The sequence below is a fragment of the Nocardiopsis nanhaiensis genome, from assembly GCF_054778635.1.
In genome coordinates this window covers 1-23,878 of sequence record NZ_BAAGZJ010000026.1, presented here as the reverse complement: position 1 = coordinate 23,878, position 23,878 = coordinate 1, and the positions used below count along the sequence as shown (strand labels likewise).

Here is a 23,878-nt window from a genome sequence, read left to right as displayed (position 1 = left end):
GCGGGCGACGGGCGGGACTCTTCGATCGCGGTGCTCACTTGCCCCCCTCGTAGTTCGTGTTCTCCCACAGGATCGTCCCGCCCATGCCCAGGCCCACGCACATGGTGGTGATGCCGTAACGGACGTCGGGGCGCTCGGCGAACTGGCGAGCGAGCTGCATCATCAGGCGGCCGCCCGAGGAGGCCAGCGGGTGGCCGACGGCGATCGCGCCGCCCCACGGGTTGACGCGCGCGTCGTCGTCGGCGACTCCGAAGTGCTCCAGGAAGGCGAGCACCTGGACGGCGAAGGCTTCGTTGATCTCGATGAGACCGATGTCGTCGATCGAGATGCCCTGGCGGGCGAACAGCTTCTCGGTGGCCGGGACCGGGCCGACTCCCATGACCTCGGGCTCGACGCCGGTGAAGGAGAAGTCGACCAGGCGCATCTTGGCGTCCAGCCCCAGCTCCTCGGCGACCTCCTCGGCCATCAGCAGGGTGCCGGTGGCGCCGTCGTTGAGGCCGGCGGCGTTACCGGGCGTCACGTTGCCGTGCGCGCGGAACGGGGTCTTCAGGCTGGCGAGCGACTCCATGCTGGTGCCGGGGCGCGGCGGCTCGTCCTCCGTGGCCAGGCCGAAGCCCTTCTCCGCGGAGCGGACCAGGGTCTCGACCAGGTCGGGCTGGACCTTGCCGTCGGCGTAGGCCTTGGCGACCTTCTCCTGGCTGCGCACCGAGTAGGCGTCGGCGCGCTCCTTGGTGATGGTCGGGAACCGGTCGTGCAGGTTCTCGGCGGTGTTGCCCATGACCAGCGCGGACGGGTCGACCAGCTTCTCGGAGATGATCCGGGGGTTGGGGTCGACGCCCTCGCCCATGGGGTGGCGGCCCATGTGCTCGACGCCTCCGGCGATCACGACGTCGTAGGCACCGAAGGAGATGCCCGCGCCCGCGGTGGTCGCGGCGGTGAGCGCGCCGGCGCACATGCGGTCGATGGAGTAGCCGGGGACGCTGCGCGGCAGCCCGGCGAGGATCGCGGCGGTGCGCCCGAGGGTCAGGCCCTGGTCACCGATCTGGGTGGTGGCGGCGATGGCGACCTCGTCGACGCGCTCCGGGGGCAGGTCCGGGTTGCGGCGCATCAGTTCGCGGATGACGCGGACGATCAGGTCGTCGGCGCGCGTCTCGGCGTAGAGGCCCTTGCCTGACTTGCCGAACGGGGTGCGGACCCCATCGACAAACACGACATCGCGGGCAGTTCGCGACATGATGGCCCCTCCTTCTCCAAGCGGTGGATGGACTGTATGCGCCCATGCTACTCGCCAGTAACAAATAGTGCGAGCGACGGGACCGGTCCCGCCGAAAGAAGAGGGCGCACCCTACTTTCGATGCTTGTGGCCCTACCCGCCAAAGCGGTTGTGTGATGGGTGATTCAAGACAAAAAATGATGTAAGGAGGCGTTGTATGGCAGAGGTGGACCGGGAGCACACGAGCATGCTGAAGGAGGCTCCCAAGGCGCCGCTGGGCCGCCTCTGGGGGTACGCGCGACCGCACTGGCGCACGCTCGTCCTCGGCGGTGCGCTCACCTTCCTCGGTGGTCTGACCGGCCTGGTCCAGCCACTCATGGCCAGGTACGTCATCGATGCCCTGGACGAGGGCGCCGCCATCTCCGGTCCAATCCTGGCCCTGCTGGGCGTGGTGCTCGTCGGCGCCGTAGTCGGCGCCCTGGGCGCCTTCGTCCTCGAGCGCACCGGCCAGACCGTCGTGCTCGGGGTGCGCCGCAACCTGGTCGGCCGCCTCGTCCGGCTGCGCGTGCGCGAACTCGACCGGCTCAAGCCGGGTGACCTGGTCTCCCGGCTTACGGCCGATACCACTCTGCTGCGCACGGTCGCCACCAGCGGCATCACCAACCTCTTCACCAGCACCATCCTGCTGGTCGGCGGCATCGGCATCATGGCGGTCCTGAGCCCGACGCTACTCCTGATCACCCTGGGCATGATCCTCGCGGTCGGTGTGTTCATGGGGGTGATCCTGCCGCGGATCGGCCGCGCCACCGAGGTGGCCCAGGCCTCGCTCGGCGAGATGGGTTCCCTCCTGGAGCGGATCTTCGGCGCCTTCCGCACGGTCAAGGCCTCCTCCGCGGAACGGGCCGAGATCGAACGCCTCGACATCGCCGCCGTGGAGGCCTGGCGCAAAGGCGTCTCCGTGGCGGGGTGGAGCGCGCTGTCCAGCACTCTGGCGATGCTCACGGTCAACACCTCTTTCCTCGTGGTGCTGGGTGTGGGCGGCGGCATGGTGGCCGCGGGGACGATGAGCGTCTCCACGCTCATCGCCTTCCTGCTGCTGCTCTTCTACCTCATGGACCCCATCGGCACCCTCGTGCAGTCGGCCACCGAACTCCAGAGCGGCCTGGCCGCGGTCCGACGCATCGATGAGGTGGCAGACCTGGACCAGGAGAGCCCGGAAGGCACCCGCGCCGAAACGGCTCCCGTACGCCCGGCTGAAGTCACCCTCACCGACGTGACCTTCCGCTACCACCCGGACCTGCCCCTGGTGCACCACGGCGTGAGCTTCGAGGCCTCGGGATCGGGACTGACCGCCCTGGTCGGCCCCTCGGGTTCGGGTAAGACCACAGTCTTCTCCCTGATCGAGCGCTTCTACGACCCCACCAGCGGCAGTGTGCGCTTGGACGGCACCGAGGTTCGCGACTGGCCCCTGGAGGTGTTGCGCTCTCAGATCGGCTATGTCGAGCAGGACGCCCCGGTCCTAGACGGCACCCTGCGCGCCAATCTCACCATGGCCGCACCCCGCGCCACCGAGGCCGAACTCCAGGAGGTCATCCGCACGGCCCGGCTCACGGAGCTGGTCGACCGTCTGCCCGAGGGTGTGGAGAACGCGATCGGACACCGGGGCGTCACCATCTCCGGTGGCGAGCGCCAGCGCGTGGCCATCGCCCGTGCCCTGCTGCGCCGACCCCGCCTGCTCCTTATGGACGAGGCCACCTCCCAGCTGGACTCGGCCAACGAGGGGGCACTGAAGGCCGTCATGTTGGATGCGGCCCGCACCACCAACGTGATCGTGGTGGCGCACCGCTTGTCGACGGTCACCAGCGCCGACCGCATCGTGGTCATGGAGACCGGGACGGTCCGCGCGGTGGGCACCCACAGCGAGCTGGTCGAACGGGACGGCCTCTACCGGGACCTCGCCGCCGGACAGCTCCTGACCCCCGGGGCGGCTGAGAACCCGCAAGCCTCCGGCGGTGACCGGGACGACCCCGCCGGGCACCGGGAGGACACCGCTCACGAAACGGTGTGACCGCGTTCAGCCCGTTGGCCAGCCAGCCCGCCAGCTGGGCCCCTAGTCCGAGTGCGCGAGAAAGCCGGTCACGAAGCGGTCGACGTTGGTGCGCAGGCGCTCGACGCGCTCCTCCCGGGTGATGGTCTCCGCGGGCTGGATCAGCGCGGACTCCCGCTTGCCGCGCGCGTAGAGGGGACAGGCGAGGTCGTCGCACACGTACAGGCCGACGGTCCCACCCTGCTTGCCTGCCTTGCCCGGTTTGGGGGCGCTGAACAGGCGGACGCCCCCGGACGGGTGGACGGTCAGGCAGAACGAGCACGCCACCGACTTGAGGAAGTTGGTCCTGCGGTTGCCGGTCGGCAGCCGCATGGCGATACCGACCACCCGTTCACCGGTATCCGTCACCACGTAGGCGCGGTTGGGTGCCTTGGGGTCGCGCCAGCCGGCGAACTCCAGGTCCTCCCAGGGCAGAAGGGGGAAGTCCGTGGGAAAGTGCATGCGCTTCGCCTCCCCCTTAGGGCAGTTGACGAACGATCCCCGGATCTCCTCGGTGCTCAGTTCTCTCACGGGTGCCTCCGGACGATCGACGGTGTCACCGGGGATCCTGCCAAGCCCCGGCGCCGAGCGCGAATGGTTTTCGCGCGTGGGCGCCCGAAGCATCGGGCGCCCACGCGCCGAACACATCCCGGGCCGGGAACCCGGTACGGGGCCCCGGCCCGGGAGTGCGGAGCGCGGTTGTCAGAGCAGCGCGTTGGCCTCGCGGTGGCGGCCGGCGGCGTTGTAGGCACCGGCCAGGTCCCGGCGCATCCGCATGGTGAGCCGACGGACCTCCGGGTCACCGGAGGAGCTCAGCGCTACCCGGTAGGCCTCGCGCAGCACCTCCACGGCCTCGTCCGCGCGCCCCGCCTGCGTGTAGGAGCGACCCAGCCGGTGGTGCACCACGAGGGTGTCCAGGTGGCCCTTGCCCAGACGGCGGCGGCGACCGGCAAGCACCATCCGCAGCTGGGAGATGGCCTCCTCGTACCGCCCGGCCATGTTCTGCGCGGCGCTCAGGCCCAGGCGCAGCTCTTCACGGCGTTCGGTGGAGGCGACGTCCTCGATCGCCCGCGCGTAGTGGGCCACCGCGGCGTCCACGCGGCCGCTGCGCCGATAGCACACGGCCAGGCGCATGCGCGCCTCCACCGTGTCCTCGTCGGCCGGACCGAACTGGCTCTCGCGCTGGCTGAGCAGCGTCTCCCACTGCCCTGCGGCGTCGGCCGGACGCCCCGCATCCTCGAAGGCCCAGGCGAGGTTCTCCCGGATGATCTCCGTGCGGGGGTGGTCGTCACCGTAGACCGTGACCGCCTCGCCCAGGGCGAGCTCGAACTGCTGCACGGCAGCCTGACGCCGACCCATCTGCGCGTACTTGGTCGCCAGGTTGTTGCGGGCGGTGATGGTGTCCGGGTGCTCGGTTCCGTGCCGCTCCACCAGCGACCGCAGGGCCTGCTCCAGGGAGGCCGCGCGCATCCCGGCCTTGGGCCCGGTGCCCGCGGCGGAACCGGAGGACGGGGCCTGCTGGGGCAGGGACTCGCGTGGCGCGGTGGTGGGCACCCCGCCAGCGGGGGTCGGCACCTGCTCGGGGCGATCGGCGGTGCGTTCCTCGTGATTCTCCTCAGGAGCCGGCATGGCGGCCTTGGTCGACTCGACCTTGGCAGAACGCGTCAACCCCGTCTCGCGCAGCAGCGCACGCCAGAACGACAAGAAGACTCACCACATTTCCCTGATCACGCGCCGGGGCCTTGTGGGCCCTCGGTCCGGTACACACCCGTTAGGTCAAGTGCCCTGAGGTATCAGGGCACGTTTCTATAACTTAATCGGACAACGGGCTACGGAACAGGCGTGAACCGCCCCTGAAGGGCGGTGAGTTCAGTCACTTTTGGGTTCAATGTGGCTGAAGGGGGAAAAGCTACGCCTCTGCCGCGTCCCGAAGGGCTGTCGCCAGCGGTTCCGCGGTCAACCCGACCTGCCAGTGCCGGGCACCGCGCGTGCGCAGGAACTCACCCACCGAATCCGGGTCCACGGCTTGCGGGGGTGCCCACGCCAACCTTCTGACGGTGTCCGGCAGCAAAAGGTTCTCGGTGGGCATCACCACGTCCTCTGCGATCCCGGACACAGTGGCCCGAGCGGACTCCAGGCGGCGCGCGGCTTCCGGGGCGCGGTCGGCCCAGCGGTTCACCGGGGGAGGGCCGTCGCCGGCCGCGTTGGGACGCGGCAGCTCGGACTGGGCCATGTCACGGGCCCGGTTCACCGACTTGATCCACGTGTTGACGTAGCGCCGGGCCAGTTTGATCCCGAACTGCCGGATCTTGGCGAGCTCGGAGGTGGTGCGGGGCATCGCCGTCGCCGCCTCCACGATCGCCGCGTCCGGCAGTACACGGCCGGGGGAGATGTCCCGTTCCTGGGCGATGCGGTCCCGTTCGTACCAGAGCTCGCGCACGACGGCCAGGGAACGCTGGTTGCGGACCTTGTGGATGCCCGAGGTGCGCCGCCAGGGGTCGGGTCGCGGCTCTTTGGGAGGGGCGTTCAGCACGGAGGCGAACTCCTCCCGGGCCCACTCCAGCTTCCCGGTCTCGGCCAGCTCCGTCTCCAGCGAGTTCCGGAGCTCGATGAGGATCTCCACGTCCAGCGCCGCGTAGCGCAGCCAGTCCTCCGGCAGGGGGCGCTGCGACCAGTCCACCGCCGAGTGCTCCTTGGCCAGGCGTACGTTCAGCAGCCGCTCCACCATGAACCCGAGGCCGACCCGCTGGTATCCGAGCAGCCGCCCGGCCAGTTCGGTGTCGAACAGTCGGGACGGGCGCAGGTTGACCTCCGTCAGGCACGGAAGGTCCTGGTGCGCGGCGTGGAGCACCACCTCGGACTCACCGACGGTGGCGCTCAGCTCGGTCAGGTCTGGGCAGGCGATCGGGTCGATCAGCGCTGAACCGGCCCCTTCCCGGCGGAGCTGCACCAGGTAGGCGCGCTGTCCGTACCGGTAGCCCGAGGCGCGCTCGGCGTCCACGGCGACGGGACCGGACCCTGCGGCGAGGGCCGCGATGACACCGGCCAGAGCGTCGGCGTCGGAGGTGACCTCGGGCAAGCCCTCGCGCGGTTCCCGCAGTAGAGGCGCCCTCTCCGCGTCGTCGTCGGGTTCGCGGGCTTCTGTCTTGGAGTTCAACGCGTTCGCCACACCACTACGGTATGCGCTGTGGCCACCGAACGCAGATACGGGCCGTTTCGGGGCCGCTGGGCGGCCCCGTGCCGAGACACCCCCAATCAGCCTCCGATCAGGGGCGGGACCGTTGTCGGGCGATGTCGGTGACGTCCATCGGGGGCAGCCCGGAGGCGGAGGCCAGCAGAGCCAACCAGGCTTTCACGTGTCCGGCCAGGTCGTCCGACTCCGGGGTCCACGAGGCGCGCATCTCGACCTCCGTCGCGGCACCCTCGTGGGCCTTGGTGCCGAACCCCTCGGTGGTGGCGCGGGTGACCGTACCGCTCAGCGTGTGGTGGTTGGCCTCGTTGGCCTCCAAGGCGTCTGTGAGCCAGCTCCAGGCGACCGGACCGAGCAGGGGGTCGGACGCGATCTCCGACTCGAGCTCGGAGTTGGCCTGGCAGACCACCCGGAACGGTCCGGGCCAGTCTCGGGTGCCCTCGGGGTCGTACAGGACGATCAACCGACCCCAGGCGATCTCCTCGCCCTGGACCGAGACCTCGGCCGACACAGCGGCGGAGTGGGGAGCCAGCCGTTGGGGCGAGGGGATCTCCCGCACGGTGATCTCGGGGCGGATGAGAGGAGAGTGCAGGGCCTCTACCGCTCGCCGGAACGTCTCATGCGCGTTCTCGGCGCTACCGACATCGGGCATTGTGGAAACGTCAGCCTTCATATTGTGGTGAGCACGTCCCGGCGGGGCCGCCAGGACCTGTCCTGCCGAGGGTGTGATGGTGGGCACGGAATCGACCGTGGCACGAGTCACCGTCGGGCGGTCGCAGTTCTCCCGGCGTGTCGGTGTTTTGTGATGATCTTGGGACCGTCCGGTCCGGCCACGGCCCCGGATCGTGCCCGATCGGCCGTCGAAGAGCGGCTTTCCTTCGGCGATCCGAGTGAGAGCACCGGGACGGGCATGGCACGATTCAAGAGTGACGCTTCAAGACTCTCCATTCCTTCGCGCCTGCCGGCGCCTCCCGGTGTCCCACACACCGGTGTGGTTCATGCGCCAGGCCGGTCGCTCACTGCCCGAGTACCGACGGGTCCGCGCCGACGTGCCGATGCTTGAGGCGTGCGCGCGCCCCGACATGATCACCGAGATCACGATGCAGCCGGTCCGCCGGTACGACACCGATGCCGCGATCTTCTTCAGCGACATCGTCGTGCCGCTCAAGGCCATCGGGATCGGCCTGGACATCAAGCCGGGGGTCGGCCCCGTCGTCGACGAACCGATCCGGGACGCCGGCGGGATCAAGCGCCTGCGCGACCTCGAACCTGACGACGTCCCCTACGTGACCGAGGCGGTCGGCCAGCTCGTGGGAGAGCTCGGCGACAAGCCGCTCATCGGGTTCGCCGGTGCCCCGTTCACGTTGGCCTCCTACCTCATCGAGGGTGGGCCGTCGAAGAACCACGAGCACACCAAGGCGCTCATGTACGGCGAGCCCGAGCTGTGGGACGAGCTCATGCGCCGCCTTGCCAACATCACGCTCGGCTTCCTGCGCACCCAGATCGAGGCGGGGGCCAGCGCGGTCCAGCTCTTCGACTCGTGGGTCGGTGCGCTGAGTGCTGAGGACTACCGCGCCTCGGTGATGCCCTACACGTCGTGGATCTTCGGCCAGCTGACCGAGTACGAGGTGCCGCGCATCCACTTCGGCGTGGGTACCGGCGAGCTGCTGAGCCTGCTCAGCGAGGCCGGGGCCGACGTGGTGGGCGTGGACTGGCGCGTCCCCTTGGACAAGGCCGCCCAGCGCGTCCAGCCGGGTACCGCGCTCCAGGGCAACCTGGACCCCGCGACCCTGTTCGCGCCTTGGGAGGTCGTCGCCGACCGTACGCGCGACATCCTCTCGCGTGGCCGCGCCGCCGACGGCCACATCTTCAACCTCGGCCACGGCGTGCTTCCCAGCACCGACCCGACCATGCTCGAACGGCTCACCGCCTTCGTGCACGAGGAGAGCGCGACCTAGGCGCTTTTCCAGCGCGGTCTCCGGACACACGCCGACGCCCGGCCCCCGTAATGGGGCCGGGCGTCGGCGTGTGTCCGGATCAGTTCTCGCCGGGCTCGGCCCCCTCCGCGGCCACGGGCTCGGATGCGGTGGCCTCGGTCCGTGCCCGGCGGCGGCGCCACAGCCACACCGGACCGGCGGCGATCAGCGCGCCCAACGCGGCGAAGGGCAGCAGCCAGCCCACGGCCACGGAGAGCCCCTGGCCCAGGCCGGCCAGTGCCAGCCAACCGCGCTCCAGGCCGCCCAGGAAACCGACGGAGTCGTCCGCGGGCTCCTCCAAGTAGGTGGCCGGCGGGGCGAGGGTCAGGTTGACCGTGGAGTAGGACGTCTGGTTCTCCAACGACTCTAAACGGGCCTGGAGTGACTCGAGCGACTGCTGGCGCTCCTGGATCTCGCCCTCCACCCGGAGGAGGTCGTCCACGTCCTCGGCCTCCTCCAAGTAGCCGCGCAGGGTCTCCAAAGCGGCCTCGGAGGACTCGATCCGGCTCTCGACGTCGGCGACCTCCTCGGTGACGTCCTCGACCGAGCGTTCCAGGGTGGATCGGTCACCCAGTTCGGCGAGCGCGTCCAGCGAGCTCTCGTAGTCCTCGTTGGGGATCCGCAGGGTCAGCGTGCTCTCGGGGCTGCCTTCCTCGGGAGTGGACAGGTTCTCCCGGGCGACGTAGCCGTCGACCTCGACGGTCAGCTCCTTGGCCAGGTCGGAGGCCTCGGCTACGTCGTCGACGCGCACACTCATATCGGCGGTGTGGATCAACTGCCGGTCCATGACCTCCACATCGGAGCCCACGGCATCATCGGCTGCGGCATCACCGTCCCCCTCGGCGGCGCCCTCCTGGGCGGCCTCCTCCTCCGGAGCCGCCAGGTCGGCGGACTCACGAGGGCTGTCGGAGGCATTGCCCGCGGTTTCGGAGGACGCCGAGCAGGCGGCGAACAGCAGAGCGGCCAGTCCGGTGGAGATCGCGGCCCCGGCGGCGCGGCCCGCCCGGGGGAGTGATGAAGTGCTCATACCGTTTCGACGCAATCCGAAAATCCCCCGTTGCGTCCGTCCGATAACGACACCGCAACGGGCCGGTCGCCCCTGGAGGAGGGGCACCCCGACCGGAACCTCCCGGGCCGAAGCCCTCCATCCGGGAAGGCGGATCACTGTGACGCACGGCATCTGGGAAGCTGGTGACATGCCTGAAGCACCGCATGTCGTCGTGGTCGGCGGCGGGATCTCCGGACTCACCGCCGCGTACCGTCTCAACGGCCGGGGGGTCACCACCACGGTGGTCGAGGCCGCCGACGCCCCGGGGGGCAAGCTCCGCGCCTCACCCGTGGCGGGCGTGTCCGTCGACGCCGGTGCCGAAGCGGTGCTCGCGCGCCGCCCCGAGGCACTCGACCTCTTCAGTGAACTCGGCCTGGACGACCAAGTGGTGCACCCCGGACCGGGGTCCGCCGCGATCTACAGCCGGGGCCGGATCCGTTCCCTGCCCAAGGGGCAGCTCATGGGAGTCCCCGGCGACCTGCGCGCCCTCGCCCGGAGCGGTGTGCTCTCCCCGGCGGGAACCCTGCGCGCCGCGCTCGACCTGGTCTGGCCGCGCACGCCGGTGCGCTCGGACGTTCCCGTGGGCGCCTACGTCGGAACCCGTATGGGCCGCGAGGTGGTGGAGCGCCTCGTCGAACCCCTCCTGGGCGGTGTCTACGCCGGCCGCGCCGACGAACTCTCCCTCGACTCCACGGTGCCCCAGATAGCGCCCATGGCACGCCGTGACCGTTCCCTGATGAGCGCCGTGCACACCAGTCTCAAGGGGCGCGGTGAGGCACCCACCGAGGCGGGTCCCGTCTTCGCCTCCCTGCGTGGAGGCGTGGCATCGGTCGTGGACGCCCTCGCGGAGCGCCAGAGCGATCTGCGCACCAGGTCCCGGGTCCGCGCCCTCGAGCAGCGCTCCCAGGGCTGGAGAGTGCATCTGGACGGCGCTGAGCAGATCGACTGCGACGCCGTCCTGCTCGCCTGCCCCGCGACCGAGGCCGCCCGGCTCCTTGGCGACACGGAGCCCGCAGCCGCGCGGGAGCTGAGGCGGATCGACTACGCGAGCATGGCGCTGGTGACCTTCGCCCTGCCCGCGTCGGTCTTCCCCGAGCCCCTCACCGGGACCGGGTTCCTGGTTCCGGCCGGGCAGGGCCTGACCATCAAAGCCGCCACCTTCTCCAGCAACAAGTGGCCCTGGCTTGCCCAGGAGCTGGATAGGGTCGATCCCGGTGCGGACCTGGTGGTCCTGCGCTGCTCCATCGGAAGGTCCGGCGAGGACGGGGTCCTGCGCCGCTCCGACCGGGAACTGGCCGACGCGGCCCTGGCCGACCTCGCCAAGGTCACCGGCCTGGCCGGCGCCCCGGTGGAGACCCGCGTCACCCGGTGGGCCGACGGGCTGCCCCAGTACGGGGTCGGCCACTCCACCAGGGTGGAACGGATCAGGTCGTCCATACGGAACCACCCCGGGCTCGCGGTGTGCGGCGCCGCCTACGGGGGAGTGGGCATCCCCGCCTGCGTCGCCGACGCCGGCCGCGAGGCCGCACGCTTGGCCGACACCCTCACCGACCACAGCCACGCCAGCCGCGGCGACGAGAGCGCCGACGGAACGAACCAGCAAGGAGTCAACCCGTGACGGGCCAGCAGAACGAGGCGATCGCCCAGGACGGCACCGACCTCAACAAACTCATCCGGTACACGATGTGGTCGGTCTTCAAGGCCGACAGCCTGGAGGGCGTGGACCGCGGCGCGGCGGCGGAGGAGCTCCAGGGCCTCTTCGACAAGGCCGCCGAGCAGGGAGTGACCACCCGCGGCAGCTACGACGTCCAGGGCTTCCGCGCCGACGCCGACATGATGTTCTGGTGGATCGCCGACAGCCCTGAGCAGGTGCAGAACATCTACTCCGACTTCCGACGCACCCGTGTCGGCCGGGCCAGCACACCGGTGTGGTCGGTCGTGGGCCTGCACCGGCCCGCCGAGTTCAACCGCGGCCACGTGCCCGCGTTCCTGGCCGGCGAGGAACCGCATGAGCACCTGTGCGTGTACCCGTTCGTGCGCTCGTACGAGTGGTACCTCCTCCCCGACGACGAGCGCCGCACCATGCTCGCCGAGCACGGCCGTATGGCGGCCCCCTACCCGGACGTGCGCGCCAACACGGTTTCCTCGTTCGGCCTGAACGACTACGAGTGGCTGCTCGCCTTCGAGGCCGAGGAGCTGCACCGCATCGTGGACCTCATGCGCCACCTGCGCAGCGCCAAGGCCCGTCTGCACACCCGCGAGGAGCTGCCCTTCTACACCGGGCGGCGCAAGAGCGTGGCCGAGCTGGTCGACGCCCTGCCCTAGCTATTCGGAGGGTGCACACGCGGTGAGGCCCCCGCCGACGGCGGGGGCCTCACCGGTCTATGGAACCGCTCACCGGCGGTTACTCGGCGGTGCGGGCCGCGGTCCTGCCGGTCGCGATCACGTAGAACGGGAGCGCGATGATGGTCAGCAGCACCAGGGCGCTCATCGAGTAGATCAGCACGTCTCCGGCGGGCAGGCCCAGGCCCCACGCGGCGATGAATGCCACGCCGGTGGCGAGCATGCCCAGGACGACGTACGCCTTCTTCCCTCGGGGCTTGGGGTACTCCATCCGGCTCACCATCAGCCAGGCGATCAGCAGTACGGCGGCCACACCGGCCAGGACCGGCGGGTCGAGCAGCACGATCGTCACCACCGCCATCGCCCCGAACGGGCAGGGCAGACCGGTGAAGTAGTTCGAACCGGGCGCCTGGGTGGAGAACCGGGCCAGGCGGACGATCACCGCGAGCAGCACGGCACCGCCCGCGGCCACGGGCAGCACACCGGCACCACCGGCGATGGTGCCCCAGACGACGAAGAAGAACGCCGGGGCGAAACCGAAGCTGACCACGTCGGCGAGGTTGTCCAGTTCCGCGCCCATGCCGCTACCGCCGAGCTTGCGGGCGACCCGGCCGTCGAGCACGTCGAGGGCGGCCGCGAACATCATCAAGCCCACGGCCGTGGCCATCGCCGTCTTGGGCAGCGCGCCGTCGGCGCCGCCGGCCAGGTGCGCGGCCTGGGCCGTGGCCAGCGCCCACACCGCGAGGAAGCCGCACAGGGCGTTGCCCAGGGTCAGGTAGTCGGCCACGCCCAGACGCAGCCTTGGCGCCTCCTCAGGGGCGGAGGAGCCGTCCTGCTCGGGGGATAGGGCGGCCTCAGCCGGCGTCAAGACGGGTTTCTCCGGCGCGGACTTTCTGGCCGACCTCCACCGCCGGGGTGACCCCGGCCGGAAGGTAGACGTCGACCCGTGACCCGAACCGGATGAGCCCGATCCTCTCACCTTGCTCGACCTTCTGCGCCGCAGCGAGATACGGGACGATACGCCGGACCAGCGCGCCGGCGATTTGAACGACCGTGATCTCACCGATCTCGGTTTCAAGGGTCCAGATGACGCGTTCATTACGCTCGCTGTCCTTGTCGAATGCGGGCCGGAATCCCCCGGGACGGTGCTCGACGCCGGTCACGATACCGGCGAGGGGGGCACGGTTGACGTGCACGTTGAGAGGGTTCATGAACACCGCGACCCGGATGCGCCCGTCGGGCTGGGGGTCGAGGCTCTGTACGACGCCGTCGGCCGCGGACAGCACCCGCCCTGTCGCGGGGCCCCGCTCGGGGTCCCGGAAGAACCAGGTCATCCCTCCCGCGAGGGCGATCACGGGCACGGCGGCGAGAGCCCGAATCCGGGAGCCCCGGGCGGCGAGGGCCGCGACTCCCGCTGCGCCGAGCGCCGGTACCAGCCACGGGGCCGAGCCCTGGGCCATGCCGAACCGCGGTCTGGCGGTGGGACGCGGAGAGACGGAAGAGGTAGGTGAGTCGTCGGTCATCGAGCGCTTTCGTCGCGGGTCGGTCTGTTCGCCCGCACATCGGTTACCGCTGTGAGGGGTGAACCCGGTCGTGACCGGGTTCGCGGGTGCGCGGTCACCGGGTGGGGCACCCTCGCCGCGCGCGCCCTCCGGTCGACAAGGGGGTCGAACGTTGGTGCGCTGGTGCGATTATCCCTGATCCCGCGGGGGCGGGAAGCAGTCGGTATCCGAGCGCCCGCCGTTCCAGGGGAACGACGGGTACCCGGACCAGGATGGTATGCCACCTATTGCTTGGGCTCCAGGGCCAGCGCGACGGAGTTGATGCAGTACCGGGCGTCGGTGGGGTTGTTGTACCCCTCTCCGTAGAAGACGTGACCCAAGTGGGACTCGCAGGTGGCGCATCGCACTTCGGTGCGCACCATGCCGAGGGATGCGTCCTCGTGCAGGGTGACGGCGTCGGAGTCCGCCGGGTCGAAGAAGCTCGGCCACCCGCAGTGGGAGTCGAACTTCTCGTCGGAACGGAACAGTTCGGTCTCGCAACCCCGGCAACGGTAGACGCCCGTGGTTTTGGTGTCGACGTAAGCCCCTGACCAGGGGCGCTCGGTGCCCGACCCGCGGAGCACGGCGTACTCCTGGGCGTTGAGGCGCTCGCGCCACTCCTGTTCGGTCTGGGGGAGGTCCTTCGGTGCCCCGGAGTTGGAATCCGGGGCCTCATCCGCTGCGTCAGCCATGGTGACGACGCTACCCGGAATCGTGTCCGAGTGCTGACAGGGGGCGCTTCCGTCAGGAAAAGGGCATTTCTGTCTCAGTTAGGTAAATCATCCTTAGGGGTCACATACACCTAACTTCACGCTTGATGACGTTCGGTCGTCGAACGTGCGGGTACGGGCTCAACAGGGGTCAGTGGTCGAGGTGCACTGAGGCAGGTGGCATGGCTGTAACAGCTCAACAGGCACTCGGAGTAGGCAGGCGACCGCTGCGCGTGGGTAGGATCCGCTACGGACTGTGGTGTCTTGAGCAAGCCACCGCAGGGGCCAGGTCCCAGGTCCGCGCCGTCGGTGACGGTGCGGGCACTGTGGGTCGGGAGCTGCGCTGGGCCGCTGAGCTCAGCGTCCGCTCCACCGTGGCGGGGATCGACCACACGAGACCCGAGCCCTGGAGTGATCGCAGACTGCTGGTGCTCGTCGCGGTGATCGCCGTCGGCGCGCTGGCGGTGGCGACCGTCCTGGGGGTCGGGATGGCGCACTGGATGATGACGTCGTCCGGCGCCATGATCTTCGCGGCGGCGGGGGCCTTGTCGGTGGGACTCGCGTTCCTGCCGCTGGCATACCTGGTCTTCGCCTCCAAGCGGAGGGGTCGCCTGCACGCGAGAGAACAGGGTGTGGAGAGCCGGGAGTAAGCGGACGGTTCCTGCACGACGAAGGGGTGCCCCGCCGGGGCACCCCTTTCGATGTGCAGGGCCCTTGGTCAGGCGTCTGGTCAGGCGTCGAAGTCGTACTGCAGTACGTACGCCGAACCGTCCATGGTGATCTCGTTGAACTCGACGGGGCTGTGGTCGAGGGTCAGGGCGGTGCGGGCCACCTCCAGCACAGGGGTTCCCGGAAACAGCTCCAGCTCCGCGGTCTCCTCGGGGGTGGGCATACGGACGCGGATCTCCTCGGTGAAGTGCGTGGGGGCGTGCCCGAGCTCGGCCAGCCGCGCGTAGATACCTCCCGGGCCGCTGTCGTGCGCCCTGACCCGCTGGGCGGCGGAGGAGTCCGTGCGGCCCTCCCACAGGTGCGGGGACAGGTAGGAGGTCGCGGTCTGTACGGGGCGCCCGTCGACGAGGTAGCGGCGGGAACGGCGCACCACCGAGGAACCCTCGTCCAGGCCCAGGGCCCGGAGCACATGGCCCCCGGGGGCGACCTCGTCGATGACGAGGCCCTCCACTTCGTACCCGCGAGTGTCACTGTCCGTCTGCCAGATGGCTCGGCCGTTGCCCCACAGGTCCTTGGACAGGCGTCGGGCTCCGTGTCTTCGTAAGGGTCGGAACAGTCGCACGTAGATGCCCGAACCGCGCACGGCCACGGCCAGGCCCTCGTTGATGAGTACGGACAGCGCCTGTCGGGCCGTCGCCCGGGCGACGCCATGACGCTCCATGAGGATGTTCTCCCCGGGAAGCCGGTCGCCGTCGGCGTACCGTCCGGAGCGGATCTGTCCTCGTAGTTCCTCGGCAATCTCCCGGTAGACCGGAGGGGATCCGTTTTCGGACGTCGGCACTACGTTCATCCTCTCGCCCAGGGGAGCAAACCGGTAAGCCCCGTCGATGCGGTGTGTCCAGTCGCAGAGTTTCCAGTGGGTGGCACACAACGGGTATGTCCGGTTGCGGGATGGTTCATGCGTCATTGTGGGGTGGCCGAAACCGACCGGTTATGGGGCACCCTCCCGCGGGGTGTCGCCTTCCCTGAGGTAACGCGTGAACAGGTTGCCTTCGGCTTCCAGGAGGTGCGCCATCCGCACGGGCGTGCTCTTGGCTGAGCCGTGCTCAGGCGCGCCGGGGGTCCCTGGGCCGCCGGTGACGATGCGGGGCGATCCCGAGCCCAGCAGGTGCGGACTCACTGTCAAGCACAGCTCGTCCAACAGGCCCGCCGCCACGAACTCGGCCAGCAGGTGCGGCCCTCCCTCGGTCAGCACCCGGTACAGGCCCCTCTCGGACAGGGCGTTGAGGATGTGCTCCGGGCCCACTGATACACCGTCCACCACCACCAGGTCCGCGTGCGCGGCCACGAACTCCCGACGCGCGGCCGGAGCGGACCCGACGGTGAACACGATCGTGCGCGCGTCCTCCGGCGCGGTGGTGAGCAGCTCCTCGTCCACCTCCAGCGAACGCGACACCACCGCGATCCGCGGGGTCGCCGGGCGTCCGGCGCGCAGGTCCGCCCACACCTCACGCGGACGGACCGGACGGTACCCCTCCTGCCGGGCGGTCGACGCGCCGACCACGACGACGTCGCACAGACCGCGCAGCACGCCCATCACCCTGCGGTCGGACGCTGACGACAGGTCACGGCTGCGGCCGGACGGGCCGACCGCACCGCCGTCCGCACTGGCCACCATGTTCGCCCGGACCCAAGGCCGGTCCAGGACCGGCGGGTAGGCGTAGGCCTCGGCCAGGTCCACGTCCGTGCGGCCGGGGGCGGGAAGGAGTTCGCGGAACCGGGGCGGCTCCGAGGCGGTACCAGTACGGTGAGCGGTGCCCGTGTGGTGAGTGTTCGACATGGTCACCCAGGTTAGGTCCACCGAGGGCCGGGGACCCCGTGGGAACCCCGGCCCCGCTGAATTCTGTCCCGGTGGCGTCAGCCGTGGCGGTGCGAGACACGCCGCAGCAGCACCAGGGCGCGGTCGATCACCCGCACCGGGCCGCCGGCGGACACGAACGGCCGCCCGTCCACGTCGGGCTCGGCGGTGTCCAGGACGGTCTCCCATGCCATGCCGTACTCGGTGCCGGGCAGCTTGAACTCCACCGACTCGGGTCCGCTGTTGAGCAGCAGCACGAACGAACTGTCGCGGATCCGTCGGCCCCGGTGGTCCGGTTCTGTGATGGCGTCACCGTTGAGGAACACCCCAAGGGCGCGGTCGCCGGTGTTCCAGTCGTCTCCCTCCATCGTCGACCCGTCCCGCCGCAGCCACGTGATGTCGGGCAGCCCGTCCGAACCGGCCTTCCCGCCTTCCACGGGCCCGCCCTCCACGGGACTACCCCGGAAGAAGCGGCGGCGCCGGAAGACCGGGTGTTCGCGCCGCAGGTGGGCCAGTTCGCGGACGTAGTCCAAGAGGTCGTTCTCCGGGTATTCGCTGGCGAGCCCGGCGCCCTCCCAGTCGATCCAGGCGATTTCGTTGTCCTGGCAGTAGGCGTTGTTGTTGCCGCCCTGGGTGCGACCGACCTCGTCGCCGTGCGACAGCATCACCACGCCTTGCGACAGGTACAGGGTGGTGAGGTAGTTGCGGACCTGTCTGCGGCGCAGGACGAGGATCGCGGGGTCCTCAGTGGGGCCCTCCACCCCGTGGTTCCAGGAGCGGTTGTCGTCGGTGCCGTCCCGGTTGTTCTCGCCGTTGGCCTCGTTGTGCTTGTGGTTGTAGGAGACCAGGTCGGCCATGGTGAAGCCGTCGTGGCAGGTGATGAAGTTGATCGACGCCACGGGGCGGCGCCCGTCGTCCTGGTAGAGGTCGCTGGATCCCGCCAGGCGCGAGGCCAGCTCCCCCTTGACCGGCTCACCGCGCCAGAAGTCGCGCACGGTGTCCCGGTACTTGCCGTTCCACTCGGTCCACAGGGGCGGGAAGTTGCCCACCTGGTAGCCGCCCGGTCCCACGTCCCACGGCTCGGCGATCAGCTTGACCTGGGAGATCACCGGATCCTGCTGCACGATGTCGAAGAACGTGCTCAGCCGGTCCACGTCGTGGAACTCCCGGGCCAGCGCCGACGCGAGGTCGAAGCGGAACCCGTCCACGTGCATCTCCAGGACCCAGTACCGAAGCGAGTCCATGATGAGCTGCAACGAGTGCGGATGGCGCACGTTCAGGCTGTTCCCGCAGCCCGTGTAGTCGAGGTAGTAGCGATGGTCCTCGTCGCTGGTCCGGTAGTAGCCGAGATTGTCGATACCCCGCCAGGAGAGGGTGGGCCCCATGTGGTCGCCCTCGGCGGTGTGGTTGTAGACCACGTCGAGGAGCACCTCGATGCCCGCCTCGTGCAGCGACTTCACCATCGCCTTGAACTCCTGCACCTGCTGGCCGCGGGAGCCGCGCGCGGCGTACCCGCTGTGCGGAGCCAGGAAGGCCAAGGTGTTGTAACCCCAGTAGTTGGTCAGACCCCGCGCCACCATCGCGTGCTCGGGCACGAAGTGGTGGACGGGCATCAGTTCCACCGCCGTCACCCCGAGCGAGGTGAGGTACTCGATCACCTCGGGGTGAGCCAACCCCGAGTAGGTGCCCCTCTGGTGTTCGGGGATGGCCGGGTGCCGCATCGTCAGACCGCGCACGTGCGTCTCGTAGATCACCGTCTGGTGGTACGGCGTGCGCGGCCGCGACTCGTTGCCCCAGTCGAAGAACGGGCTGACCACGACGCACTTGGGCACATACTTGGCGCTGTCGGCGGTGTTCTTCCGGTCCGGATCGGCGAAGTGGTAGCTGAACAGCGATTCGTGCCACGTGAGGTTGCCGTTCAGCGCCTTCGCGTAGGGGTCGGTGAGCAGCTTGTTCGGGTTGCAGCGCAACCCGTGCTCGGGCTGGTAGGGACCGTGGACGCGGTAGCCGTACTGCTGGCCTGGACCGACCCCGGGCAGGTAGCCGTGCCATACGAAACCGTCGTATTCGGTCAGGGGTATGCGGGTCTCCTCGCCGTTGTCGTCGAACAGGCACAGTTCCACCTGTTCGGCCGCCTCCGAGAAGAGGGAGAAGTTGGTGCCGGACCCGTCGTAGGTCGCACCGAGCGGATAGGAACTACCTGGCCAGACTTCCACCATAGGCGTCGTCAGTCTCTTGGTATCGGGCCCCGTGCGGGCGTTGGAGTTTTGGTGACGACTTCTTCCTTCCGCTAAGGCCGCGGAAGTATGCCGAACTGGGCCGATAAGCATGCATCGGCCCAGTCCACCGGGGGTCTTTATGGGTTTATTGCACGGAAGGAGAGGATTTACCGATGAGGTCGGGCCCGGTCGAGGATCAGGCCGGTGTCCACGCGCTTGGGAAGGGTCCCGAAAACACTGCCCCAGTCGCCGCCCAACCGTGACGCCGTGAAGGCCTCCGCCACCGGGGTCGGCGCGTAGCGCAGCAGCACCGACGCCTGCAGGAGCAGCGCCATCAGCTCGACCACGGACCGCGCCCGGTACTGGATCTCGTCCAGGTCACCCAAGGCCGTCCCCAGCCGCTTCAGGGCCTCGTCGAAGTGGTCGTCGGAGCCCGCGGCGGTGTCCAGTTCGGCCAGGAAGGCCTCCACCGACTCCGGGGAACGCGACATCGCCCGCAGCACGTCCAGCGCCGCCACGTTGCCCGAACCCTCCCAGATGGAGTTGAGCGGGGAGTCGCGGAACAGCCGGGGCATCCCGGACTCCTCGACGTACCCGTTTCCGCCCAGGCACTCCAAGGCCTCGGCGGCGTGCACCGGCTGGCGCTTGGTCACCCAGAACTTGCCCACGGCCACGCCCAAGCGGCGGAAGGCGGCCTCGCCCTCGTCACCGCGCACTGAACGGTCCACGGCCCCCGCCAGACGCGTCATGAGCGCTGTGGCGGCCTCCGACTCCAGAGCGAGATCGGCGAGGACGTTGCGCATGAGCGGCTGGTCCACCAAGGGCTTGCCGAAGGCGCTGCGGGACTCCGCGTGGTTGAACGCGTGCACCACGGCCGCGCGCATGCCGGACGAGGAGCCGATCACGCAGTCCAGGCGGGTGCTGTTGACCATCTCGATGATGGTGGGAACGCCCTTGCCGGGTTCGCCGACCGGGTACGCGACGGCGCCGTCGTACTCCAGCTCGGCGGAGGCGTTGGACTTGTTGCCGAGCTTGTCCTTCAGCCGCTGGATGAAGAGGTTGTTCCGGCTCCCGTCCGGCAGCACACGCGGAACCAGGAAGCACGTCAACCCCTCGGGGGCCTGTGCGAGGGTGAGGAAGATGTCGCTCATCGGTGCCGAGGTGAACCACTTGTGCCCGGTGAGCAGGTAGTGGCCCTCCTGCGCGGGAACCGCGCGCGTGGTGTTGGCCCGCACGTCCGAGCCGCCCTGCTTTTCCGTCATCGACATCCCGGCGATGAGGCCCTGCTTGGTCAACGGGGCCCGCAACCCGAAGTCGTAGGTGCGCGCGGTCAGCAGCGGCTCGTACTGCGCCGCCAACTGGGGGGACTTGCGCAGCGCGGGGACCGCCGCGTAGGTCATCGAGATGGGGCACCCGTGGCCGCTCTCCGCCTGGGACCACAGGAAGAACTTGGCCGCGCGGGCCACGTGCGCGCCCTCGCGGTCGTCGGCCCAAGGGGCCGCGTGCATGCCGTGTTCCACGGCCTGGTCCATGAGCACGTGGTAGGCGGGCTGGAAGTCGACCTCGTCCACGCGGTGGCCGTAGCGGTCGTGGGTGCGCAGGACCGGGGGGTAGGTGTTCGCCGACTCACCCCAGGCCCGAACCCGCTCGGACCCTGCCGCGTTGCCGATCTCGCGCACGTCGGCTTCAGCCCAGCCCGCGCCCTCGCGGCGCAGGCCCTCCAACAGTGCGGGATCGTCGGCGGCACTGTAGTCACCGAGCGGAGTGGCCTGATTGAACACCTCATGTGTGGCGGGCATACCGACTCCTGGGTCGAGGGACGGGTGGGTGCGGGAATCCTATCCCCGCACCGCAATCCCAATAGAACCAGGTTCGGTTTCAGGGCCAGAGAAGCTCCCGCCGCCAGCCGGAGCCCTCCCGCCGGTACCGAAGGCGCGTGTGCCGCCGGTCGGGGTCAGCCTGCCAGAACTCGATCTCCGTCGGCGCCACCCGGTACAGACCCCAGTCCTTCGGCACCAGTCCGGGGTCGGCCTCCAGCCGCGCGCGGCTCTCCTCGGCGACCACGTGGATGTCCGCCAAGCTCTCCAGAGGCTCGCTCTGCCTCCCGTGCAGCCCCGCCACCCGGCCCTCCAAAGGCCGCTCAGTGAAGTCAGCCGCGCGCTCCTCAGCACTCGCCAGCTCCACCGAGCCCTGAACCCGCACCTGGCGTCCCTGCTTGCCCCAGAAGAACAGCAGGGCAGCCCTGGGGTTCTCAGCCAACTCGCGGCCCTTCGCCGAACTGGTCGTTGTGGCGAACCACCAGCCGTCCTCCGTCAGATCCTTCATGATGAGAATCCGTGCTGAAGGCGCCCCGTCGGCGTCCGCCGTCGCCACCGTCATCGCGTGCGGCTCAGGCACACCGGCCGCGATGGCCTCGCCCAGCCACGCCTCGAACAGCTCCACCGGGTCGTCGGGCGCCTTCCCAGGGTCGAACGTGGCCAGCGGCCCCGCGAACACCGGCAGCCCCCGCAACATCCCGCGAATCCCGTCCCCAGCCATCGCTGTCTCCACTCATTGTCGTTTCCCTGGCCATGCCGAGAGTCACGCCGACGCTACTAGCCTTCACTTCCGTGCCCCCAATCGCCCCATTTAGAGTTCCATGAGCTATCCGAAAATCCAAACACCAGTACTCAAGAGTGAAACAGCAAGGGGCAGGAAGTAATGGTCTCAACGCTCGCGACGGTGTCTTTGGCAGGGTCTACGGAGGTGCCTATGGCAGTGTCTGTCTCGGTGCCTGTCTCGGTGGTGTGGGTGCACTAGTGGTTGGGGGTTGCTCCCGTTCTTGGGGTTCCCTCCTTTCCCGCCGCGTGATTGTGGCCGTCTCCGCTACGCGCCTCAAGGTCGTCGCCATCGAGCGCTTCGCGCGTCAACGGCGCTCCACCTTGACCCGCTCCGCTGCGACGGCGGGTTGGCGGCTATCGGGAAAGGGGGACGCGTGGTCGAGGTCCGAGCCATTTTGGGCTCCGCCCGAAAAACTGATTCTGTCGGCCTGGCGGCCGATGCCTACCCCTACGCCGGAGCGTCGACGGGTCGGGTGTCGAGGCCGGTCACTGTGCGCGGCGAAAATCCCGATGATCTTGCTACCAGAAGCAATTTCGGCGCCGATATTGACTCTGGTAGCAAGATCATTCCAACGCGGGTGCACATTTGTCTGCTTTGTCCAAAAATGCGGCCAGGGGAGGTCGAAGACCTTCCCTGGAAGGCTTCCCGTGGGGAGTATAAAAGGCGGTCCAGGGTAGCCGGGTAAGTGTTTTATCACCCCGGGATAGGTCCTTTATGTGCCTTTCTTGATATCCTGGTGGTATGACTTCTTCTTTCGGGAAGTGCGGGAATGCGGCGGGAGACACCCCCGCCGTGGCCGCCACGCGCACCGCCCGGGAGAAGATCACCGTGGAGATGGCGGAAGTGCCCCCGGCGGGTGCGGCCGGTGAGGTCCTGGATGTGATTTCTCAGGTGTTCGAGGACTTCGACCGGGCCCAGCTTTCGATGCTGCTGCGGCTGGCGCAGCTGGAGGCGGCCGGGACCCTGTTGGAGGCGGGTGGGCAGCGGTCGGTGCAGAACTGGCTGATCCACTCGGTGGGTATGGCCCCCGTTGAGGCCAACGGGCGCGCCCAGCTGGCCCGCAGGCTCTTTGCTCAGGAGTTGCCCGCGACCCGCGAAGGTTTGGACTCTGGGTTGTTGTCGATCGGTGAGGCGGTGGCGGTGTGCAAGGCCGCTGATAAGGCGGTCAAGGCACGCAACACTAAGGACTGCCCGGATGCTGGCCTCTTCCGGCGGATGGTGGAGGCCGGGATTTTGGCTTCCAAGGCCAGGGAGCCGGCGATGTCGACCTCCGACATCGCCCGGCTGGGCCGGGAGCTGCTGGCCCAGTACAACCCGGCGGTGGTGGAGGAGCAGTACCAGGCCGCCTTCGACGCCCGTGGTGCGCGTTTGGTGCGCACCTTTGATGCCACGTTCATGTTCGAGCTCTGGGGTCCGGGTGAGCACGCCGAGGAGCTCCAGTGCGTGCTCAAGGCCCACGAGTCGGACTATGCCCCCGAGAGACTGCACGTGTCGTCCTCCGAGCGGATGTATGACGCGTTCATGAACCTGGTCCGGTCCGCCTCCCACCCCACCGAGAGTGCCGGGGGTGCCGAGGGGCAGGCCGAAGACGGCAAGGGCAAGGGGAAGGGTCGGAAGCGTGCTGCGGTGGCGATGATCAACATCATGGTGCCCCTGCCTACCTTCCTGGGCCTCCAGAACCAGGCCGGGGGTGAGGGTGCGGGGCCTGCGGTGACGCAGGACGGGCAGGTGGTCTCCATGGCCGCGATCCGTGCCCTGGCCCCCAACAGTGTGCTGCGCCGGATGGTCACCTCCCCCAAGGGTGACCGGGTGCTGGACGTGGGCCGCACCCAGCGCGATGCCACGGGTGCCCTTCGGGACGCGGGGATGTTCGGTCACACCACCTGCGCCTGGTACCAGGGGTGCAACTTCCCGGCCAGTGGGTCGGAGGCCGACCACAAGATCAGCTTCTCGGCCGGTGGGTCCACGAGTGCGGACAATATTCAGCCGCTGTGCTCGGACCACAACCGGTTGAAGTATCGCCGGGAGACCAACCCGGAGGCCTCGACGTGGCAGGGTCGTCCCTCCCACCGCAACCGGGGAAACAAGGACCAGGGTGGGGGTAAGGACTCGCCCGCAGACCCCGACCCAGCCCCCGCTCCCACCCCCACATCCGAGGAGCGGTGACCGCCCGTCAAGGCCCTACCGCCCCACGCCCCCACGCCCCGATGCCCTGGGGCTCTGGCACCCTTCCGGGGGTCGCCGCACACCGTGACCGGCCGCGACACCCGACCCGCCAACGCTCCGGCGCAGGGGCCCACCGGCCGCAGGCCGTGCTGTTCGGGGTTCGAGGTTCGGGGTCCGCAGCAGAGAATGACCGGCCGCGACACCGCCAGGCGTCAACGCTCCGGCGTAGGGGTAGGCATCGGCCGCCAGGCCGAGGGG

The 23,878-nt window shown here is 69.3% G+C and carries 20 protein-coding genes; 6 read left to right on the top strand and 14 right to left on the bottom strand.

Features of this window, described 5'->3' with window-relative positions:
- Positions 1–34: 34 nt before the first annotated feature.
- The gene (locus ACYVD1_RS14490; protein WP_460772332.1) at positions 35–1,234 is read right to left on the bottom strand and encodes a thiolase family protein; all 1,200 of its coding nucleotides are present in this window, start codon (positions 1,232–1,234) and stop codon (positions 35–37) included.
- Positions 1,235–1,430: 196 nt separating this feature from the next.
- Between ACYVD1_RS14490 and ACYVD1_RS14485 the strand changes: the two genes are divergently transcribed.
- Positions 1,431–3,281, top strand: a complete 1,851-nt coding sequence (locus tag ACYVD1_RS14485) for an ABC transporter ATP-binding protein (protein ID WP_460772329.1) — start codon at positions 1,431–1,433, stop codon at positions 3,279–3,281.
- 42 nt (positions 3,282–3,323) lie between these two features.
- Here the strand turns inward: ACYVD1_RS14485 and ACYVD1_RS14480 are convergent, their stop codons facing one another.
- From ACYVD1_RS14480 to ACYVD1_RS14465, 4 genes are all read right to left on the bottom strand, one after another.
- The gene (locus ACYVD1_RS14480; protein WP_460772326.1) at positions 3,324–3,830 is read right to left on the bottom strand and encodes an FBP domain-containing protein; all 507 of its coding nucleotides are present in this window, start codon (positions 3,828–3,830) and stop codon (positions 3,324–3,326) included.
- 171 nt (positions 3,831–4,001) lie between these two features.
- Positions 4,002–5,003, bottom strand: a complete 1,002-nt coding sequence (locus ACYVD1_RS14475) for a tetratricopeptide repeat protein (RefSeq protein ID WP_460772322.1) — start codon at positions 5,001–5,003, stop codon at positions 4,002–4,004.
- Between the two features lie 205 nt (positions 5,004–5,208).
- On the bottom strand, positions 5,209–6,468 hold the full coding sequence (locus tag ACYVD1_RS14470; RefSeq protein ID WP_460772318.1) for a ribonuclease D: 1,260 nt from the start codon (positions 6,466–6,468) through the stop codon (positions 5,209–5,211).
- A gap of 97 nt (positions 6,469–6,565) precedes the next feature.
- The gene (locus ACYVD1_RS14465; RefSeq protein ID WP_460772315.1) at positions 6,566–7,141 is read right to left on the bottom strand and encodes a DUF3000 domain-containing protein; all 576 of its coding nucleotides are present in this window, start codon (positions 7,139–7,141) and stop codon (positions 6,566–6,568) included.
- A 337-nt stretch (positions 7,142–7,478) separates the two neighbouring features.
- Here ACYVD1_RS14465 and hemE point away from each other — a divergent pair, with 337 nt between their 5' ends.
- Complete coding sequence (gene hemE / locus ACYVD1_RS14460) at positions 7,479–8,447, top strand: uroporphyrinogen decarboxylase (RefSeq protein ID WP_460760796.1); 969 nt, start codon at positions 7,479–7,481, stop codon at positions 8,445–8,447.
- 79 nt (positions 8,448–8,526) lie between these two features.
- On the opposite strand, the gene ACYVD1_RS14455 is transcribed toward hemE, so the two are convergent.
- On the bottom strand, positions 8,527–9,492 hold the full coding sequence (locus tag ACYVD1_RS14455) for a DUF4349 domain-containing protein (protein WP_460772312.1): 966 nt from the start codon (positions 9,490–9,492) through the stop codon (positions 8,527–8,529).
- 169 nt (positions 9,493–9,661) lie between these two features.
- Here ACYVD1_RS14455 and hemG point away from each other — a divergent pair, with 169 nt between their 5' ends.
- Together hemG and hemQ are read left to right on the top strand one after the other, a co-directional pair.
- A complete protein-coding gene (gene hemG / locus ACYVD1_RS14450) occupies positions 9,662–11,131 on the top strand; it encodes a protoporphyrinogen oxidase (protein ID WP_460772309.1) in 1,470 nt (489 codons plus the stop codon).
- Positions 11,128–11,838, top strand: a complete 711-nt coding sequence (gene hemQ / locus ACYVD1_RS14445; RefSeq protein WP_460772306.1) for a hydrogen peroxide-dependent heme synthase — start codon at positions 11,128–11,130, stop codon at positions 11,836–11,838. The genes hemG and hemQ overlap by 4 nt, the downstream gene beginning before the upstream one ends.
- A 79-nt stretch (positions 11,839–11,917) precedes the next feature.
- Here hemQ and ACYVD1_RS14440 read toward each other — a convergent pair whose 3' ends face one another.
- The 3 genes from ACYVD1_RS14440 to msrB all read right to left on the bottom strand — a co-directional run bounded on the left by ACYVD1_RS14440 (position 11,918) and on the right by msrB (position 14,089).
- Positions 11,918–12,724, bottom strand: a complete 807-nt coding sequence (locus tag ACYVD1_RS14440) for a CDP-alcohol phosphatidyltransferase family protein (RefSeq protein WP_460772304.1) — start codon at positions 12,722–12,724, stop codon at positions 11,918–11,920.
- The gene (locus ACYVD1_RS14435) at positions 12,711–13,379 is read right to left on the bottom strand and encodes a phosphatidylserine decarboxylase (RefSeq protein ID WP_460772302.1); all 669 of its coding nucleotides are present in this window, start codon (positions 13,377–13,379) and stop codon (positions 12,711–12,713) included. The genes ACYVD1_RS14440 and ACYVD1_RS14435 overlap by 14 nt, the downstream gene beginning before the upstream one ends.
- 263 nt (positions 13,380–13,642) lie before the next feature.
- Positions 13,643–14,089, bottom strand: a complete 447-nt coding sequence (gene msrB / locus ACYVD1_RS14430; protein ID WP_460772300.1) for a peptide-methionine (R)-S-oxide reductase MsrB — start codon at positions 14,087–14,089, stop codon at positions 13,643–13,645.
- A gap of 251 nt (positions 14,090–14,340) precedes the next feature.
- Here msrB and ACYVD1_RS14425 point away from each other — a divergent pair, with 251 nt between their 5' ends.
- Positions 14,341–14,757 (top strand): hypothetical protein, encoded by a 417-nt coding sequence (locus tag ACYVD1_RS14425; RefSeq protein WP_460772453.1) that lies wholly within the window; start codon positions 14,341–14,343, stop codon positions 14,755–14,757.
- A gap of 80 nt (positions 14,758–14,837) precedes the next feature.
- Here ACYVD1_RS14425 and ACYVD1_RS14420 read toward each other — a convergent pair whose 3' ends face one another.
- The 5 genes from ACYVD1_RS14420 to ACYVD1_RS14400 all read right to left on the bottom strand — a co-directional run bounded on the left by ACYVD1_RS14420 (position 14,838) and on the right by ACYVD1_RS14400 (position 21,391).
- Positions 14,838–15,626 (bottom strand): GntR family transcriptional regulator, encoded by a 789-nt coding sequence (locus ACYVD1_RS14420; protein WP_460772296.1) that lies wholly within the window; start codon positions 15,624–15,626, stop codon positions 14,838–14,840.
- Positions 15,627–15,767: 141 nt separating this feature from the next.
- Positions 15,768–16,616 (bottom strand): pyrimidine reductase family protein, encoded by an 849-nt coding sequence (locus tag ACYVD1_RS14415; RefSeq protein WP_460772293.1) that lies wholly within the window; start codon positions 16,614–16,616, stop codon positions 15,768–15,770.
- Positions 16,617–16,693: 77 nt separating this feature from the next.
- Positions 16,694–18,853, bottom strand: coding sequence for a glycogen debranching protein GlgX (glgX, locus tag ACYVD1_RS14410; RefSeq protein ID WP_460772290.1), 2,160 nt, complete (start codon positions 18,851–18,853; stop codon positions 16,694–16,696).
- A 167-nt stretch (positions 18,854–19,020) separates the two neighbouring features.
- Positions 19,021–20,652 carry an acyl-CoA dehydrogenase family protein gene (locus ACYVD1_RS14405; protein WP_460772287.1) on the bottom strand — a complete coding sequence of 544 codons (1,632 nt, stop codon included), beginning with the start codon at positions 20,650–20,652 and terminating at the stop codon, positions 19,021–19,023.
- Between the two features lie 79 nt (positions 20,653–20,731).
- Complete coding sequence (locus tag ACYVD1_RS14400; RefSeq protein ID WP_460772285.1) at positions 20,732–21,391, bottom strand: pyridoxine/pyridoxamine 5'-phosphate oxidase; 660 nt, start codon at positions 21,389–21,391, stop codon at positions 20,732–20,734.
- Positions 21,392–22,195: 804 nt separating this feature from the next.
- Between ACYVD1_RS14400 and ACYVD1_RS14395 the strand changes: the two genes are divergently transcribed.
- Positions 22,196–23,620: an HNH endonuclease signature motif containing protein gene (locus ACYVD1_RS14395; protein ID WP_460772283.1), complete on the top strand. Its 1,425-nt coding sequence runs from the start codon at positions 22,196–22,198 to the stop codon at positions 23,618–23,620.
- The last annotated feature ends 258 nt before the right edge of the window (positions 23,621–23,878 follow it).